Below are 16,127 nucleotides of genomic sequence, written 5' to 3'. Positions count from 1 at the left end.
TGTTCAGCCTGTAGGAGCTGCCGCAGGCTGCGATCTTTTGATTTTGCTTCTACGCCCGCGCCTCGACGCTCACCCAATAACGAGTAAACCGCCGCACTTTCACCGGCAGACTGATTTGCAGCAGATCAAGAATCCGCTCGCTGTCGTCCAGTGGATAGGTCCCGGAGATCAGCAAGTCGGCCACCTTCGCATCGCAATGCAACTGGCCGCGACGGTAGCGGCCGAGCTCTTCAAGAAAATCGCCCAGGCGCATGTGTGCGGCGATCAGCATGCCGTCAGCCCAGGCGCCGCTGTTGGCGTCCAGTGGCTTGGCTTCGCTGACTGAGGTGGCACTGAAACTCAGCTGACGGGCAACGGGTAGCCACATCGGCTCGCGCCCGGGGCGGGTCAATTCGACCTGGCCTTCGAATAGCGCCACCTGCGTGCGATCGGCAAATTGCCGGACGTTGAGCCGGGCAGCAGCGGTTCTCAACAGCCCTTGCGCCGTGCGCACTTCGAACGCTTGGGCGGTGCTCAGGAGGATCTCGCCTTCCAGCAAACGGATCAGCCGTTGCGTGCTGTCCACGTCCGCCGCACTCGCGGTGTTGAGCTGCAACTGGCTGCCCGCACCCAGCGTAACTTTGCGGCGCTCCCCCAGCGGACTGCGGTAATCGGCGAGCAGCGTCGGCAGCGGATTGTGCTCGCGCATCCCCCAGGTGACAGCAGAACCGGCACCGAGAAGCAGCAGCAATTTGAGCGCCTGACGGCGACTGGAAGACTTCGGCCCGTTCAACGCGGCGTGGGCCAATGGCGACACCACGCCGCGCAAGCGCTGGTTGACCCGCTGCATGTGCTCCCACGCGCGACGATGTTCGCTGTGGGCGTCCAGCCATTGTTGCCAGGCTTGTTGCTGACGCGGGGAGAGCGTGCCTTGCTGCATTTCCATCAGCCAGTGCACGGCCTGTTCGGCCACTTGCGCAGAGAAATCCGGAGCGCGGTTCATAGGGCGAAATAGCAGCGCAGGGCGGCTTTGTGCAGATGACGTTTGACCGTGGCCACCGAGATGCTTAGCTCGGCGGCGATTTGCGGATAAGTCAGGCCATCGACCTGCGCCAGCAAAAAGGCGCGCTTGACCAGACGCGGCAAGCCATCGAGCAGCTGGTCCAGCTCGATCAGGGTTTGCAGGATGATCGCTTTGTCTTCTTCCGATGGCGCAACCATTTCCGGCATCTGCGCCAGCGTGTCGAGGTAGGCGCGTTCCAGATCCTGACGACGGTAATGATTGAACAGCACGCGTTTGGCGAGGGTGGTGAGGAAGGCGCGCGGCTCGATGATCACTGCGGGTTCGCGAGAGCTGAGCACGCGGATGAACGTGTCTTGCGCCAGATCCGCCGCGCTGTCCGGGCAGCCGAGTCTGCGCCGCAACCAGCCGGTGAGCCAGCTGTGGTGGTCGTGGTAGAGCGATTCGACGGGATGGGCGGACGACAAGGGTATTACTCCGGGCGCATGATCGATGCGTTAGAGAACAAGAACTGTTCGCATTGTAGGGGCGGGCGAGGGTGTCCGGCAATCAGATGCTTTTGCGTATGAGAATATTTATCATTAATATTGCTCGCCTGTTGGTTCGGCTCGTTGGCCGGACGTTTTTTCGTTTCAGGGTCGAAACATGAAAGGCAAACTCGCCTCACTTCCCATGTCCTATCGTCTGGCCGTCACCTCGCGGGTGCTGGCGGCGGTGTTCGGCGGCTATCTGGTCGCGGCGCTGGCCAGTGTCGCGCTGACGATGTGGCTGCCGTTGAGCCGCGCCGAAGCGGTGGTGACCGGTATGACCATTTCCTTTCTGGTCTATCTGGTCGCGGTGCTGTGGTGCTTCGCTTGCCGCACGGCGTGGTCGGCGTGGGTCGGTTTGCTGGTGCCCAGCGTGATTCTGGCGACGGTGTCGGGTGCCGCGCGGGGCTTGGGTTACGCATGAAAGAGGGCTTTCGTCAGTCGATGGCCTGGCTGCACACCTGGACGGGGCTGGTGTTCGGCTGGCTGCTGTTTGCGATTTTTCTGACCGGGACGCTGGCCTATTTCAAGGATGAGATCAGCCACTGGATGCAGCCGGAAATTCCCGCGCGGCCGATTAATGCCGAAGCGAGCCTGACCCTGGCGCAAAGTTACCTGCAGCAACACGCCGCCGGCGCCTCGCGCTGGCTGATCGACTTGCCCGACGCCCGCGATCCCGGCCTGACGGTGCGCTGGCAACAGGCTCCGAACACACCGGGCGAGCGCGGCAAGTTCGAATCCAGAACACTCGACGCGCAGACCGGCAGTGAAGTCCAGGCCCGCGAAAGCCTGGGCGGCGAGTTCTTCTATCGCTTCCATTTCCAGCTGCAAATGCCTTATCCATGGGGCCGCTGGCTGGCGACGATGGCGGCGATGGTGATGTTCGTCGGGCTGATCACCGGCATCATCACCCACAAGAAAATCTTCAAGGACTTCTTCACCTTTCGCCCGCGCAAAGGCCAGCGTTCATGGCTCGACGGGCATAACGCGGTCGGCGTGATGGTGTTGCCGTTTCACTTGATGATCACCTACAGCAGCCTGGTGATTTTCATGGCGATGGTCATGCCGGCGAGCATTCTGGCGTCCTATAACGGCGACGTGCGCACCTTTTACGACGAAGTTTTTCCGGCATCGAAGACCCCTGAGCGAGCCAACCGGGCGGCGCCGCTGAGCCCGATGGCTCCACTTCTGGCCAAGGCCAGCGAGCAGTGGGCGGGAGGCAGCACCGCGCGGCTGACGGTGAACAATCCGGGGGACGCGAATGCCTCGGTGGTGCTGTCGCGCCGTGGCGACCGCGTCGTCCACGATTTCGGGCGCGCGGTGACGTTCAATGGCGTCACCGGCGAGCGCCTCGGCAGCACGCCGGAGCAGCCCGTGGCGATGGCGGTCGGCGGCACGTTCTACGGTTTGCACATGGGCCACTTTGCCGGGTCGACATTGCGCTGGCTGTATTTCATCTGTGGTCTGGCGAGTACCGCGATGATCGGCACCGGGCTGGTGATCTGGCTTGGCAAGCGCCAGCTCAAACACGCCAAGAGCGGCGTGATGCCGTTCGAATTGCGCTTGGTGGAAGTGCTGAACATCGCCAGCATGGCCGGGCTGGTGGTAGCGGTGGCGGTGTTCTTTTTGGCCAATCGCCTGTTGCCGGCAGATCTGGCCGGGCGCGCCGATCAGGAAGTGAATGCGTTTTTTGTCGCCTGGGTCTTGAGCGTGGTGCATGCGTTGCTGCGCAAAGGGCGCAAGGCCTGGGTCGAACAGCTCGCGCTGGCTGCCGTGCTGTTTATCGCGGTGCCGCTGATCAATCTGACCACACCGTGGAATCTCGGGGTAACGCTGGCGCAAGGTGACTGGACGCTGGCGGGTTTCGATCTGACGTGCCTGGGCGCAGGTCTGTTCCTCGGCTGGGCCGCATGGAAAATGCAGCGTGCCGGCGGCGCCGTCAGCGTGAAAAAAACATCCCGCGAAAAGCCGCGACCGATCGCGCTTGAGCAGGAGGTCAGCTGATGTTGCTGGCGTTGTTGCTGTGCTATGCCGCCTTCAGCGCGTTGTGTCTGTCGATGCCTCGGCACCATGATGAACTGCTCGGCAACAAACCCTCGGCCCGACGCGCACGGGTTTTGAAACTCGCTGGTTGGCTGTTGCTCGGGCTGTCGCTTTGGGCGGCAGTCGCTGCACACGGCTGGAGTTTCGGTCTGGTCGACTGGTTCGCGGTACTCATGCTCAGCGCCTTGGCGTTGGTGCTGTTGCTGCCGTATCGCCCACGCTTGGCCCTCGCACTGGCCGGGTTGAGTCTGCTGGCCAGCCCGGTCGCTGCCTGGGCGCAGGTCTGACATGCTGATCGGTCATCCTCCGGAATCCCACGACGACGAGCTGCACGGCGCGCGTGCGCATTTTCTTCAGGTGTTCCTGTCGCAGCGCTCGCAGATGGAGGCGCTGGTCAACCGGCGCGTCGGTTGCCGGGCCACGGCAGCGGATCTGGTGCAGGATCTGTTCCTGCGTTTCTGGCGACGGCCGTTGGTGCAGGTCGAAGAACTCAGCACCTACCTGTTGCGCTGCGCCGGCAACATCGCCATCGACCACTTGCGCAGCGAAGGCACCCGGGTGCGGGTCAATGAGGGCTGGCAACCGGATGCGCCGGACAGCCACGGCAGCGAACCGCAAGCCGCGCTCGAAGCAGGCAATGATCTGCGCCATGTCGAAGCAGCGTTGCGCGCCTTGCCCGAGCGCACCCGACAGATCTTTTTGCTCAATCGCATCCACGGCCGCAAATACGCAGACATCGCCAAGGCCATGGGCCTGTCCCAAAGCGCCGTGGAAAAACATATGATGCGCGCCCTCGAGGCCTGCAAGGCCAGCCTGCGCGAACCCGCGCCACGCCTGCCAGGGAAAGCACCGTGAAAGTCACCGACCGCGTCACCCCGACGCCTGCTCAGGAGCAGGCCGCGCTCGCCTGGCTGAGCCTGCTGCACGACCGCCCGAGCACCGGCGATCAACTGACCTTCAGCCAATGGCTGCGCGCCGACCCGGCCCACGCCGAGGCCTACGCCCAGGCGCAAGTGCTCTGGGAGTTGAGCGAAAGTCCGGCGCGTACCTTGGCCGATGAAGAGGCGTTGGCGTTGCAGGGCTACCTCAATGCGATGGATCGTCCGCGTCGTTCAACGCTGCTGCGCTGGTCGGGCGCGCTGGCGATGGCCGCGTGTCTGATGCTGATGATCAGCCTTGGCACGGGTTGGCAGCCGCAGCGCTGGATCGATGATCTGGGTGCCGATTACGTTTCGGCACCGGGCGAGATCCGCACCGTGACCCTGGCCGATCAATCGCAAGTCACGCTGGATGCCGACAGTGCCATCGCGGTGGATTTCAGTCATGGCGAGCGGCATGTGCAATTGCGTCGCGGTGCCGGATTTTTCAGTGTCACGCATACGGGGGATCCGTTTGTGGTCGCGGCGGAGAAGGGCGAGGCGCGGGTGCTCGGCACGCAGTTCGAAGTGCGTCTGCAGCCCGGTGGTGCGCAAGTCACGGTGCTGTCCGGGCGTGTTGGCGTGACGGCGGATCGCAACGCGCAACAGCAGATTCTGACCGCCGGCCAGCAAGTGGCTTACGGGCAGGGCAGTGCGGAAAAACTGCACCCGGTGGACAGCGAAGCGCAACTGGCTTGGCGTCAGGGCTGGCTGAATTACTACAAGGCGTCGCTGGCCGATGTGGTGGAGGATCTGCGGCGCTATTACCCGGGACGGATTGTTGTGCTCAATGATGAGTTGGCTGCGCGCAAGGTCAGCGGCAGTTTTCCGAGCAAGGATCCGCAGGCGGTGTTGAGTTCGTTGCAAGGGGTGCTGGGGTTTGAGCAGCATCAGGTGCTGGGGCATCTGATTATTTTGCGCTAGGGCTACTGGCCTCTTCGCGAGCAAGCCCGCTCCCACAGGGGAATGCATTCCAGAATGTGGGAGCGGGCTTGCTCGCGAAGGCGTCAGAACTACCGACACTGCTCTCGAAAAATATTTTCAAATTTGTGGTGAGGTAAACCGCAGCCCCATCCGTGTAGTAACTGAAACTGCGAGTCATTCGCATCCGTTGCGGTTCTACACAGGTCATTGAGCAATGAAGTCCAGGGCAAAATCGGGTTCGGTCAAACAGTGGTTGGGTGTTTCGGCATTGAGTTTTTCGGCGTTGGCGCTGTTGCCGCTGAGTGTGGCGCTGGCCGCTGAAACCGTCAGCAGCCCGACACAGAAACAGTTCAGTTTCTCCCTGAGCGCCAAACCACTGCCCCAGGCTCTGAGCGACTTCAGCCGCGTCACCGGGCAAAGCGTGGTCTACACCGATGAAGCGCCGTACGGCCTCAACGCCCCGGCCGTCAGCGGCCAGATGAGCGCCGAACAGGCGCTGCAACGCCTGCTCAGTGGTTCCGGCATGACCTTTCGCCGTACCGACAGCCACACCCTGGCGCTGGAACCGCAACCCACCGCAGGCGCACTCAATCTTGGCGCGACCACCATCACGTCGATGCGTGACGAGTCGATGAGCTATCAGCCGCCGCAGACCAGTTCGGTGATGCGCTCCTCGGCTTCGCTGCAGGAAATCCCGCAGACCGTCAACGTGATCCCGGCCCAGGTCATTCGCGATCAGGCCCCGCGCAATCTCGACGATGCGCTGGCCAACGTCAGCGGCATCACCCAGGGCAACACCTTGGGCAGCACGCAAGACTCGGTGATGACCCGCGGTTTCGGCGACAACCGCAACGGCTCGATCATGCGCGACGGCATGCCGATCGTGCAGGGCCGTGGCATGAACGCGACGGTCGATCGGGTCGAAGTGCTCAAGGGCCCGGCCTCGTTGCTCTACGGCATTCAGGATCCGGGCGGCGTGGTCAACCTGGTCAGCAAGAAGCCGGAACTGACTCAATACAACGCGCTGACCCTGCGCGGTTCTACCTACGGCGACGGCAAAAATGGCAGCGGTGGCACCTTCGACAGCACTGGTGCGCTGGGTGAATCAGGGCTGGCTTATCGGCTGGTGCTGGACCATGAAGACGAAGATTACTGGCGCAACTACGGCACTCACCGCGAGACGCTGATCGCGCCGTCGCTGGCCTGGTTCGGCGAGCGTAGCAAGCTGTCGTTCGGCTATGAACACCGCGAGTTTCTGACCCCGTTCGACCGGGGCACGGTAATCGATCCGCGCACCAACCATCCGCTGGACATCTCGCGCAACGAGCGTCTGGACGAGCCGTTCAACGACATGGAAGGCCGTTCCGACCTGTACCACTTCGAAGCCGACCACGAACTCAACGACGACTGGAAAGCCCATTTTGGCTACAGCTGGAACCGCGAAACCTACGACGCCAGCCAGGTACGCGTGACCGCCATCGACACCAAAAAAGGCACGCTGACCCGCAGCATGGACGGCACGCAAGGCGCGATCAGCACTGACCGTTTCACCACCGCCAGCCTCGAAGGCAAAGTCAACCTGCTGGGCATGCAACATGATCTGGTGTTCGGCGTCGACGACGAGTACCGCAAGATCTACCGCGCCGACCTGATCCGCCAGAAAAGCCTGAGCACCTTCAGCTATGTCAATCCGGTGTACGGCCGCGAAGTCGAAGGCACCACGGTCAGCCCGGCGGACAGTGCGCAGACCGATCTGCTGCGCAGCGATTCGGTGTTTCTGCAGGACTCGATACACCTCAACGACCAGTGGATTCTGGTCGCCGGCGGACGCTTCCAGGAGTACGACCAGTACGCCGGCAAAGGCGTGCCGTTCAAGGCCAACACCGACAGCAACGGGCAGAAATTCGTACCGCGCGCCGGTCTGGTGTATCGCTACACCGACGAATTATCGTTCTACGGCAGCTACACCGAATCGTTCAAACCCAACTCGACCATCGCCCCGCTCAGCGGCAGCAACACCGTGCTCGACGGCAGCATTGCGCCGGAAGAGGCCAAGTCGTGGGAACTGGGTGCGCGGCTGGATATGCCGGGGCGCATCACCGGCAATATCGCGCTGTTCGACATCAAGAAGCGCAACGTACTGGTCTCCAATTCTGAAGGCCCAACCACCATTTACAGCGCGGCTGGCGAAGTGCGTTCCCGGGGTCTGGAACTGGACCTGACCGGGCAGTTGACCGATCGCTGGAGCCTGATCGGCGCCTATGCCTACACCGATGCCGAGGTCACCGAAGACCCGGACTACAAAGGCAATCGCTTGCAAAACGTGGCGAAGAACAGCGGTTCATTGTCGGCGGTGTATGACTTCGGCAGCGTGATTGGTGGCGACCAACTGCGGGTCGGTGCCGGGGCGCGGTATGTCGGCGAACGCGCGGGCAATGCGGTGAATGATTTCGACCTGCCGAGCTACACCGTGGCCGATGCGTTTGCCACTTACGACACGAAGCTTGAAGGGCAGAAGGTCAAGTTCCAGCTCAACGTGAAGAACCTGTTCGACCGCACCTACTACACCTCTGCGGCGAGCCGGTTCTTTGTGTCGATGGGCGATTCGCGGCAGATTTCGTTGTCGAGCACTTTGGAGTTCTGATCCAGGACCGCGTCATCGTTCTTCGCGAGCAAGCCCGCTCCCACATTGGATGGTGTTATTCACACAATCTGAGTTCACTCTGAACCCTGTGGGAGCGGGCTTGCTCGCGAAGCGGCCCGATCAGGCAATAAAAAACCCGGATCTAACGCAAAAACGCCTGTCGATAATCCCCCGGCGTCCCACCCAATACTTGCCGAAACCGGTTAGTGAAATGACTGGCGCTGGCAAACCCGCACGCCAATGCAATCTCCCCCAGCGGCAACGCCGTGCCACGCAACAATTCCCGCGCCCGGTTCAAGCGCCGCGCCAGCACGTACTGATGCGGCGGCAGGCCGAAGCTCACGCGAAACATCCGCGCAAAGTGGTATTCCGACAGCGCACACAATCCGGCCAGTTGCCCGAGGCTGATCGGCTCGGCCAACTGATTGTCGATGAACTCGACCAGTTGCCGCCGCTGATGGGGGGCCAGTCCGCCCTTGAGGCGCACACCCTGCCGGGCGCCGACCTGGCTGAGCAGGGTATGGCTGATCAATTCATGCGCAATGCTGCTGGTCAGCAGGCGTTCGGCCGGTTCGTCCCAATTCAGTGTCAGTAACTGACGAAAGCGTCGGGCCTGCTGCGGATCTTCCAGAAAGGTCTGCTCGCGCAACTGCATCTCTCGCGGCTCGCGATCAAGCAGCGTGACGCAACCCAAGGCAAATTGTTCGGCGCTGAAATACAGATGAGCGAGACGCAGATCGCCGTTGATCACCCAGCCCGATTGGTGATCGGCGGGCAGGATGCACAACTTGTCCGGTCCGCCCTTGCGCCCCGGTTGGCCACGGCGAAAGGTGCCCGTGCCCCCGGCGATGTAGCAGGAAAGCGTGTGGTGGCTCGGCGTTTCGTATTCCTGGGCATCGTGGTGGTTGGTCCACAGGGCCGCAGACAAGCCGTCACCGAGATCGGCGCTGTGCAACAGGCGTGCATTCGGCGAGCGGTTGAGGGCTTGGAAGACTTGCAAGGTATCGATAGCGGCCATATTCGGTTCTCTCCAACGCCTTGCATCCTACTCCGTAGCTTTCGCGCTGCCAGCCTGTCGAGCGACAAAAGCGCAAGAATCTGCAAGCGCCCCGATCGTTGCTGTCGCACCCTGAACCTCCATACAACACAACCCTGTGGCGAGGGCGCTTGCTCCCGCCGGGCTGCGCAGCGGACCCATCAGTGAGTGCTGCGCACTCAAGCGCGAGCAAGCTCGCTTGCCACAGAGTGCCCGGTGTTCTCAGGAGTTTCGTCATGAACCTTTCGCTGTATCTGCTGACCGTGCTGATCTGGGGCACCACCTGGATTGCCCTGAAATGGCAACTGGGCGTGGTGGCGATTTCGGTGTCGATCGTTTATCGCTTCGGTCTCGCCGCGCTGGTGCTGTTCGTGCTGTTGCTGCTCAGTCGGCGGCTGCAACCGATGAATCGGCGCGGACATCTGATCTGTGTGGCGCAGGGGCTGTGCCTGTTCTGCGTCAACTTCATGTGCTTTCTGACCGCCAGCCAGTGGATTCCCAGCGGGCTGGTGGCGGTGGTGTTTTCCACGGCCACTTTGTGGAATGCGCTCAATGCACGCGTATTCTTCGGTCAGCGCATCGCGCGCAATGTTTTGATGGGCGGGGCGCTCGGCCTGTTCGGTCTGGGAATGCTGTTCTGGCCGGAACTGGCCGGCCATCACGCCAGCCCCGAAACGTTGCTTGGTCTTGGCCTGGCGCTGTGTGGCACCTTGTGTTTTTCGGCGGGCAATATGTTGTCGAGTCTGCAGCAGAAGGCAGGCTTGAAACCCTTGACCACCAATGCCTGGGGCATGGCCTACGGGGCGGCGATGTTGTCGGTGTGGTGTCTGGTCAATGGCATTGCGTTCGACATGGAGTGGTCGCCACGTTACGTCGGGGCGTTACTGTATCTGGTGATCCCCGGTTCGGTGATCGGCTTCACCGCGTACCTGACGCTGGTCGGACGTATGGGGCCGGAGCGTGCGGCGTATTGCACCGTGCTGTTCCCGGTGGTGGCACTGAACGTGTCAGCGTTTGCTGAAGGTTATCAGTGGACGGCACCGGCGTTGCTCGGGCTGGTGTTGGTGATGCTGGGTAATGTCTTGGTGTTTCGTAAGCCGAAAACGCTGGTGGCGCCGGTGCAGGGGAAGTTGGTATGAAACAAACGATCACTGAACATCAGCGCTCGACTTTCAAGGTGATGTAAATCATCACCGGGAATATGAAGTCAATGATATGCCGGGCCCAGTCCTTGGCATTCCATGATTGTGAGGTGTCCATGTCAAACCATTCCACACCCACGGTTTGCAGGCACACGTAATAAATGAAAATTGCCGTCAGTATGCCCATGATCGAGAACTTTTTTGCCTCGTGGAATACCTCTGCAGGCGCATTGATGTGCCGATAGAGTTGATAGGTGCCTATCAGGCATAACGTCGTATACGTTACTTCCAGCGTGATGATGAACCAGTAGATCCGGTGATGAATCATCGGTGAATCGATGGCTCGGTACTTTATGGACTCATTGGCGGTGGTAGTGTCCATGCTCAGGATATGAGCCACGTACGTGTAGTTCGAATCATAGTCGGTAAAGTTGTGAATCATCACCAATACACCAAAGAAGCTGATGTAAGCCATCAATATAACTTTGCTGTAGCGAATAACTTTATCGGTTGTCAGGTTGTTCACGGGATTAGCTCTCCATAGCAGTGGTCGATCATTCGATTGCCAGGCAGAGCTTATAATGCTGTTGTTAAGTTGGCTTTGTTGTTCAATTTCAAGTTGTGTAGGGCGGCAACTAACGGGCAAGTGCGGTTCTGCACTTGCCCGTCATTTTTTATCCGCGCCAGACTTGCGGATTGACCAGGTCCTGCGGGCGTTCGCCGAGCAGCGCGCTGCGCAGATTGGCCAGTGCACGATTGGCCATGGCTTCGCGCGTTTCATTCGTGGCGGAGCCGATGTGCGGCAATGTCACAGCATTTTTCAACTGGAACAGCGGCGACTCGGCCAGCGGTTCTTTCTCGTAGACGTCCAGTCCTGCGCCACGGATGCGATTGTTTTGCAGGGCTTCGATCAGCGCCGGCTCGTCGACCACCGGGCCACGGGAGATGTTGACCAGAATCGCCCCCGGCTTCATCAACGCCAATTCGCGATGGCTGATCAGGTGGCGGGTCTTGTCGCTGAGCGGCACCACCAGGCAGACGAAGTCGGCTTCGGCCAGCAGTTGGTCAAGGCTGCGGAATTGCGCGCCGAGTTGCTGTTCCAGTTCGGTCTTGCGGCTGTTGCCGCTGTAGATAATCGGCATGTTGAAGCCGAAGTGGCCACGGCGGGCGATGGCAGCGCCGATGTTGCCCATGCCGACGATGCCCAGGGTCTTGCCGTGGACGTCACAGCCGAACAACGGTGCGCCGACGCTGGCCTGCCATTGGCCGGCCTTGGTCCAGGCGTCGAGTTCGGCGACGCGGCGGGCGCTGCTCATGATCAGGGCGAAGGCGAGGTCGGCGGTGCTTTCGGTGAGCACGTCCGGGGTGTTGGTGAGCATGATCCCGCGTTCATTGAAGTAGTCGAGGTCGTAGTTGTCGTAGCCGACGGAGACGCTGGAGACTACTTCGAGTTTTGTGGCTGTTTCGAGTTGGGCCTTGCCGAGTTTGCGGCCGACGCCGATCAGGCCGTGGGCGTGGGGGAGGGCTTCGTTGAATTGGGCGTTGATGTCGCCGTTCTTCGGGTTGGGGACGATGACGTCGAACTCTTGTTGCAGGCGTTCGATCATGGGCGGGGTGATGCGGCTGAAGGCCAGGACTGTTTTTTTCATCGCTATGGGCTCGGCTTCTGGGCTTTATTGCCAAGCAAGCTAACATTTCTGTTTTGGGTTGTCTTGGCGGCCTCTGGGCCGACCATGCTTTGGGTTGATGGGGGACATATCCGTTGCTTCGGGTGCTGCTGCTGGCGGTTTCGCCCTTACGGCGAGTCACTTTGGCAAACGCCCCAAAGTAACCAAAGGTCTTGGCCCCGGCGTACGGCCCTCGCCGTGGCTCGGGTTCCTTCGTTGCGGGGTTCATCCGGGGGAATCGCCTCCGGTTTGCTTCGCTGCACCTTCTCTCGATGTATGCGGCTTCGCCGCATGGCGCTGCGCGCCTCCCCCCGGATAAACCCCTCCACTCAGCCTGCCGATGGGGCCGGCACGGCAAGATCAAGAGCTTTCGGCGAGCTGACACTCGGCCATTTGAGTGGTGAAGAGCATGCGGTCTGTCTGGACTGCTTTGCTTTTCTGTAGGAGTGAGCCTGCTCGCGAAGGCGGCCTGACAGCCGACCAGTTTCCAACTGACTGACCCGCTCCCACAATGGCTCAGCTGTGTGCTGCAGATTGGCTCACTTCCACATTATCCAGCACCCGATTCACCGCCAGCTCGGCCAGCATGATGATTTGCTGGATCGCCAGTATCGTCTGTCGCTGCGGGCTTTCGACATAGGCCGTAATGTCGCTGGTCATGATGCTTGCCGAGGCCAGTGATTCGCAGGCGTGAACCAGCAGGCTTTCGTTGTCCATGTCGGGGACGACCTGGAACATGCTGCTGGGTTTGTGGAATCTCACAGCGGCGGCGGAAGGTTTCAGGTAATGGTCGAGTGCACGCTCGGCGGCGTCGTGGAGCTTTTTTGAATCGAGGGATTCGTAGGGGGAGGTGCTTTCGGCTTGGGGCGGATTGGGTGTGGGTTTGATCATGGTGGAACTCCATTCGGGATGTGGAGTTCGCCACGTACTGCGACCAAGCAATAGGGTGGCGAACCGTACGCAGGTTGGTCGACCAGGGAATGGAAACCCGGCAGGGCCAAGGCCCTCCCACGCACAGCTCGCCATTAAGCAAGCTTAAAAAGTGCGCCATTCTAAACCCGGACGACCAAGTCCGGTCGTTGATTCGTCAACGACCCCCTGAGCCTATCCACCCCACTTCCGAGCCACAACCGTCAAAACCTGTCGGAAAACTCCCTTCAAATCACCGCTTTTGTAGGAGCTGCCGTAGGCTGCGATCTTTTGATTTTTAAACATCAAGGGCAAAAGATCGCAGCCTGCGGCAGCTCCTACAGTGAACACCGTGTGTTGAAAATCAGTTGGCGACGCGGGCTCCGGCGAGGCTCCCACTCAACTCATACGCCGCCAGTTCCGCCTGATGCGCCGCCAATATCTCCGGCAGTGACCCGCGCAAATACTCGACCCAAGTCTTGATCTTCGCATCCAGGTATTGCCGCGACGGGTAGATCGCGTACAGGTTGAGTTCCTGCGAGCGATAGTTGGGCATCATCCGCACCAGCGTGCCGTTGCGCAGGCCTTCGATGGCGGCGTAGACCGGCAGGACACCGACGCCCATGCCGCTGATGATCGCGGCTTTCATTGCGTCGGCGGAGTTCACCAGGAATGGCGAGCTGTTGATGGTGACCATTTCCTGGCCGTCCGGGCCGTTGAAGGCCCATTTTTCCAGGGGGATCACCGGGCTGACGAGGCGCAGGCAGGCGTGGTTCAGCAGGTCTGCGGGTTTTTGCGCGCAGCCGTTGGCTTTCACATAGGCCGGGGAGGCGCAGACGATGCTGTAGGTGATGCCCAGGCGTTGTGAGACGAAGCCCGAGTCCGGCAGTTCGCTGGCCAGCACGATGGACACGTCGTAGCCCTCGTCGAGCAGGTCCGGCACGCGGTTGGCCATGGTCAGGTCGAAGGTCACGTCCGGGTGGGTCTTGCGGTAGCGGGCGATGGCGTCGATCACGAAGTGCTGGCCGATGCCGGTCATGGTGTGCACTTTCAACTGGCCGGCGGGGCGGGCGTGGGCCTGGCTGGCCTCGGCTTCGGCTTCTTCGACATAGGCCAGGATCTGTTCGCAGCGCAGCAGGTAGCGCTTGCCGGCCTCGGTCAGGGCGATGCGCCGGGTCGTGCGATTGAGCAGGCGGGTTTGCAGGTGGGCTTCCAGGTTGGAGACCGCGCGCGAGACGTTGGCCGTGGTGGTGTCGAGTTGCACGGCGGCGGCGGTGAAGCTGCCGGCTTCGGCCACACAACTGAAGGCGCGCATGTTTTGCAATGTGTCCATGGGGTGCTCTCAAGGGAGATGGCAAATTGTGACACGAAGTTTCAGGGGCTGAGACCCCCGACCAACGGATTATCTCGTTAACGGTAACAAAGATTCACAGGAATCCCAGCTTATCGCCACCAAGGCGCCCACCTAGAATTGCGCCGCTCCCTGTAGGAGCTGCCGCAGGCTGCGATCTTTTGATTTTGTTTTAAGGGAATCAAGATCAAAAGATCGTCCGAACGCGGCCCGAGCCTTCGGCAGCTCCTACAGAAGGGAACACGCCCGCCTTACCCCTCTTTCAGGAATTCGCAGCTGTGCCGCGTCGCATCAACAGAGCGCTTTTGCCGCTCAGTGTTCTGGCTTTTACCCTGGGTCTCAGCGGCTGCATCTCAACGCAAGGAATCGCCCCGCATAGCAAGGCATTGGAAGCCGACGCACTGGCCACTGACGACGCGATTGCTCACGCCGCCAAAGACGCCCACTGGCCCACCGCACAATGGTGGCAAGCCTACGGCGATCCGCAACTCAATCACTGGATCGACCTCGCCGTGCAGGGCAGCCCGAGCATGGCCATGGCCGCGGCGCGGGTGCGTCAGGCCAAGGCGCTGGCCGGTGTCGCCGAGGCCGCCGAGTCGTTGCAGATCAATGGCGAGTCAACGCTCAAGCGCCACAACTGGCCGACTGACCAGTTCTACGGCCCGGGCGAGTTGGCCAACACCACCACTTGGGACAACAACGCCGCGCTGGGTTTCAGCTACGCCCTCGACCTCTGGGGCCGGGAAAGCAATGCCAGCGAACGCGCGGTGGATCTGGCGCACATGAGCGCCGCCGAAGCGCGGCTGGCGCAGCTGGAATTGCAGAACAATATCGTGCGCGCCTACATCGAGCTGTCGCTGCATTACGCCCAGCGCGACATCGTCGCCGCGACCCTCAAGCAGCAACAGCAGATTCTCGATCTGGCGCAGAAGCGTCTCGACGGCGGTATCGGCACGCACTTTGAAGTCAGTCAGGCGGAAACGCCGTTGCCGGAGACCCATCGGCAACTGGATGCGCTGGACGAAGAAATCGCCCTGAGCCGTAACCAGATCGCCGCGCTGGCCGGCAAAGGCCCGGGCGCGGGCGCGCAGTTGCAGCGGCCGACGCTGGCGCTGGGTGCTGCGCTGAAACTGCCATCGGCATTGCCCGCCGAGTTGCTCGGTCAGCGCCCGGACGTGGTCGCCAGTCGCTGGCAAGTGGCGGCGCAGGCACGCGGCATCGATGTGGCGCACGCCGGGTTTTATCCCAACGTCGATCTGGTCGGCAGACTCGGCTACATGGCCACCGGCGGCGGTGCGCTGGAGTTTTTGACTGGCAAGAAGCTCAACTACAACGTCGGCCCGGCGATCTCGCTGCCGATCTTCGACGGTGGGCGTTTGCGCAGCGAGTTGGGCGAAGCCTCCGCCGGGTATGACATCGCCGTGGCGCATTACAACCAGACGCTGGTCAATGCGCTGAAGAACATTTCCGACCAGTTGATCCGTCGCGAGTCGATGGACAAGCAGCAAGCCTTCGCCGCCGAGTCGGTGGCTACTGCGCAGAAGACCTACGACATCGCGATGATCGCTTATCAGCGTGGCCTCACCGATTACCTCAACGTGCTGAATGCGCAGACCTTGCTGTTCAAGCAGCAGCAAGTGCAGCAGCAGGTGCAGGCGGCGCGCTTGAGTGCGCATGCCGAGCTGGTGACGGCGCTGGGTGGCGGCCTCGGGGCTGGCAATGACGTGCCCACAGCCGAGCAAACCCAGGCCCCGAAAACCCCGACCCTTTTGCGGTGAATACACGATCTCTTTGGCAATTTAATACCTGTGGTGAGGGGATTTATCCCCGATGGGCTGCGAAGCAGACCCAATACGGGCCTGTGCAATCTGACTGTGAGAACTCAATTGCCTTGTTTGGGGTTGCTGTGCAACCCGTCGGGGATAAATCCCCTCACCACAAAAATTGATGTTTGCCACAGATAACTC

15 protein-coding genes are annotated in these 16,127 nt (G+C 61.2%); 8 read left to right on the top strand and 7 right to left on the bottom strand.

The window, feature by feature from the left end; genetic code table 11:
- Positions 1–49: 49 nt before the first annotated feature.
- On the bottom strand, positions 50–982 hold the full coding sequence (locus ACM6I7_RS15715) for a DUF4880 domain-containing protein (protein ID WP_414888849.1): 933 nt from the start codon (positions 980–982) through the stop codon (positions 50–52).
- On the bottom strand, positions 979–1,467 hold the full coding sequence (locus tag ACM6I7_RS15710) for a sigma-70 family RNA polymerase sigma factor (RefSeq protein ID WP_027610898.1): 489 nt from the start codon (positions 1,465–1,467) through the stop codon (positions 979–981). The genes ACM6I7_RS15715 and ACM6I7_RS15710 overlap by 4 nt, the downstream gene beginning before the upstream one ends.
- 178 nt (positions 1,468–1,645) lie before the next feature.
- Between ACM6I7_RS15710 and ACM6I7_RS15705 the strand changes: the two genes are divergently transcribed.
- The 6 genes from ACM6I7_RS15705 to ACM6I7_RS15680 all read left to right on the top strand — a co-directional run bounded on the left by ACM6I7_RS15705 (position 1,646) and on the right by ACM6I7_RS15680 (position 8,055).
- Positions 1,646–1,951 (top strand): DUF3649 domain-containing protein, encoded by a 306-nt coding sequence (locus ACM6I7_RS15705; RefSeq protein WP_007967542.1) that lies wholly within the window; start codon positions 1,646–1,648, stop codon positions 1,949–1,951.
- Positions 1,948–3,531, top strand: a complete 1,584-nt coding sequence (locus ACM6I7_RS15700) for a PepSY-associated TM helix domain-containing protein (RefSeq protein ID WP_414888848.1) — start codon at positions 1,948–1,950, stop codon at positions 3,529–3,531. Before ACM6I7_RS15705 ends, ACM6I7_RS15700 begins: the two co-directional genes overlap by 4 nt.
- Entirely contained in the window at positions 3,531–3,857 is a 327-nt protein-coding gene (locus ACM6I7_RS15695) for a DUF3325 domain-containing protein (RefSeq protein ID WP_103369609.1), read from the top strand. Before ACM6I7_RS15700 ends, ACM6I7_RS15695 begins: the two co-directional genes overlap by 1 nt.
- Position 3,858: 1 nt before the next feature.
- On the top strand, positions 3,859–4,425 hold the full coding sequence (locus tag ACM6I7_RS15690) for an RNA polymerase sigma factor (protein WP_414888847.1): 567 nt from the start codon (positions 3,859–3,861) through the stop codon (positions 4,423–4,425).
- Positions 4,422–5,411 (top strand): FecR family protein, encoded by a 990-nt coding sequence (locus ACM6I7_RS15685; RefSeq protein ID WP_414888846.1) that lies wholly within the window; start codon positions 4,422–4,424, stop codon positions 5,409–5,411. Before ACM6I7_RS15690 ends, ACM6I7_RS15685 begins: the two co-directional genes overlap by 4 nt.
- A gap of 214 nt (positions 5,412–5,625) precedes the next feature.
- On the top strand, positions 5,626–8,055 hold the full coding sequence (locus tag ACM6I7_RS15680; protein WP_414888845.1) for a TonB-dependent siderophore receptor: 2,430 nt from the start codon (positions 5,626–5,628) through the stop codon (positions 8,053–8,055).
- Between the two features lie 142 nt (positions 8,056–8,197).
- Here ACM6I7_RS15680 and ACM6I7_RS15675 read toward each other — a convergent pair whose 3' ends face one another.
- Positions 8,198–9,073 carry a helix-turn-helix domain-containing protein gene (locus ACM6I7_RS15675; protein WP_097090427.1) on the bottom strand — a complete coding sequence of 292 codons (876 nt, stop codon included), beginning with the start codon at positions 9,071–9,073 and terminating at the stop codon, positions 8,198–8,200.
- A 254-nt stretch (positions 9,074–9,327) separates the two neighbouring features.
- On the opposite strand from ACM6I7_RS15675, the gene ACM6I7_RS15670 reads away from it, so the two are divergent.
- Complete coding sequence (locus ACM6I7_RS15670) at positions 9,328–10,230, top strand: DMT family transporter (protein ID WP_414888844.1); 903 nt, start codon at positions 9,328–9,330, stop codon at positions 10,228–10,230.
- Between the two features lie 19 nt (positions 10,231–10,249).
- On the opposite strand, the gene ACM6I7_RS15665 is transcribed toward ACM6I7_RS15670, so the two are convergent.
- The 4 genes from ACM6I7_RS15665 to ACM6I7_RS15650 form a co-directional block, all read right to left on the bottom strand.
- Positions 10,250–10,759: a DUF2165 family protein gene (locus ACM6I7_RS15665; protein WP_103369613.1), complete on the bottom strand. Its 510-nt coding sequence runs from the start codon at positions 10,757–10,759 to the stop codon at positions 10,250–10,252.
- A gap of 148 nt (positions 10,760–10,907) precedes the next feature.
- Complete coding sequence (locus tag ACM6I7_RS15660) at positions 10,908–11,882, bottom strand: 2-hydroxyacid dehydrogenase (protein WP_097090428.1); 975 nt, start codon at positions 11,880–11,882, stop codon at positions 10,908–10,910.
- A gap of 534 nt (positions 11,883–12,416) precedes the next feature.
- The gene (locus tag ACM6I7_RS15655; protein ID WP_414888843.1) at positions 12,417–12,791 is read right to left on the bottom strand and encodes a DUF6124 family protein; all 375 of its coding nucleotides are present in this window, start codon (positions 12,789–12,791) and stop codon (positions 12,417–12,419) included.
- 382 nt (positions 12,792–13,173) lie between these two features.
- Entirely contained in the window at positions 13,174–14,142 is a 969-nt protein-coding gene (locus tag ACM6I7_RS15650; RefSeq protein WP_027610909.1) for a LysR family transcriptional regulator, read from the bottom strand.
- A gap of 296 nt (positions 14,143–14,438) precedes the next feature.
- On the opposite strand from ACM6I7_RS15650, the gene ACM6I7_RS15645 reads away from it, so the two are divergent.
- Positions 14,439–15,938 (top strand): efflux transporter outer membrane subunit, encoded by a 1,500-nt coding sequence (locus ACM6I7_RS15645; protein WP_414888842.1) that lies wholly within the window; start codon positions 14,439–14,441, stop codon positions 15,936–15,938.
- Positions 15,939–16,127: the final 189 nt, after the last annotated feature.

Origin of the sequence: Pseudomonas sp. IT-93MI4, assembly GCF_949767635.1 — a bacterium.
In the GTDB taxonomy this organism is placed as follows: Bacteria; Pseudomonadota; Gammaproteobacteria; order Pseudomonadales; family Pseudomonadaceae; genus Aquipseudomonas; species Aquipseudomonas putida_A.
Note: the sequence above shows the minus strand (reverse complement) of the source record. Positions and strands in the feature narration are given on the sequence as shown.

Bases quoted from the DNA above. Each gene is read 5' to 3' on its own strand.
- ACM6I7_RS15715 (WP_414888849.1), bottom strand. From the start codon at position 982: ATGAACCGCGCTCCGGATTTCTCTGCGCAAGTGGCCGAACAGGCCGTG.
- ACM6I7_RS15705 (WP_007967542.1), top strand. From the start codon at position 1,646: ATGAAAGGCAAACTCGCCTCACTTCCCATGTCCTATCGTCTGGCCGTC.
- ACM6I7_RS15700 (WP_414888848.1), top strand. From the start codon at position 1,948: ATGAAAGAGGGCTTTCGTCAGTCGATGGCCTGGCTGCACACCTGGACG.
- ACM6I7_RS15695 (WP_103369609.1), top strand. From the start codon at position 3,531: ATGTTGCTGGCGTTGTTGCTGTGCTATGCCGCCTTCAGCGCGTTGTGT.
- ACM6I7_RS15690 (WP_414888847.1), top strand. From the start codon at position 3,859: ATGCTGATCGGTCATCCTCCGGAATCCCACGACGACGAGCTGCACGGC.
- ACM6I7_RS15680 (WP_414888845.1), top strand. From the start codon at position 5,626: ATGAAGTCCAGGGCAAAATCGGGTTCGGTCAAACAGTGGTTGGGTGTT.
- ACM6I7_RS15675 (WP_097090427.1), bottom strand. From the start codon at position 9,073: ATGGCCGCTATCGATACCTTGCAAGTCTTCCAAGCCCTCAACCGCTCG.
- ACM6I7_RS15670 (WP_414888844.1), top strand. From the start codon at position 9,328: ATGAACCTTTCGCTGTATCTGCTGACCGTGCTGATCTGGGGCACCACC.
- ACM6I7_RS15660 (WP_097090428.1), bottom strand. From the start codon at position 11,882: ATGAAAAAAACAGTCCTGGCCTTCAGCCGCATCACCCCGCCCATGATC.
- ACM6I7_RS15655 (WP_414888843.1), bottom strand. From the start codon at position 12,791: ATGATCAAACCCACACCCAATCCGCCCCAAGCCGAAAGCACCTCCCCC.
- ACM6I7_RS15650 (WP_027610909.1), bottom strand. From the start codon at position 14,142: ATGGACACATTGCAAAACATGCGCGCCTTCAGTTGTGTGGCCGAAGCC.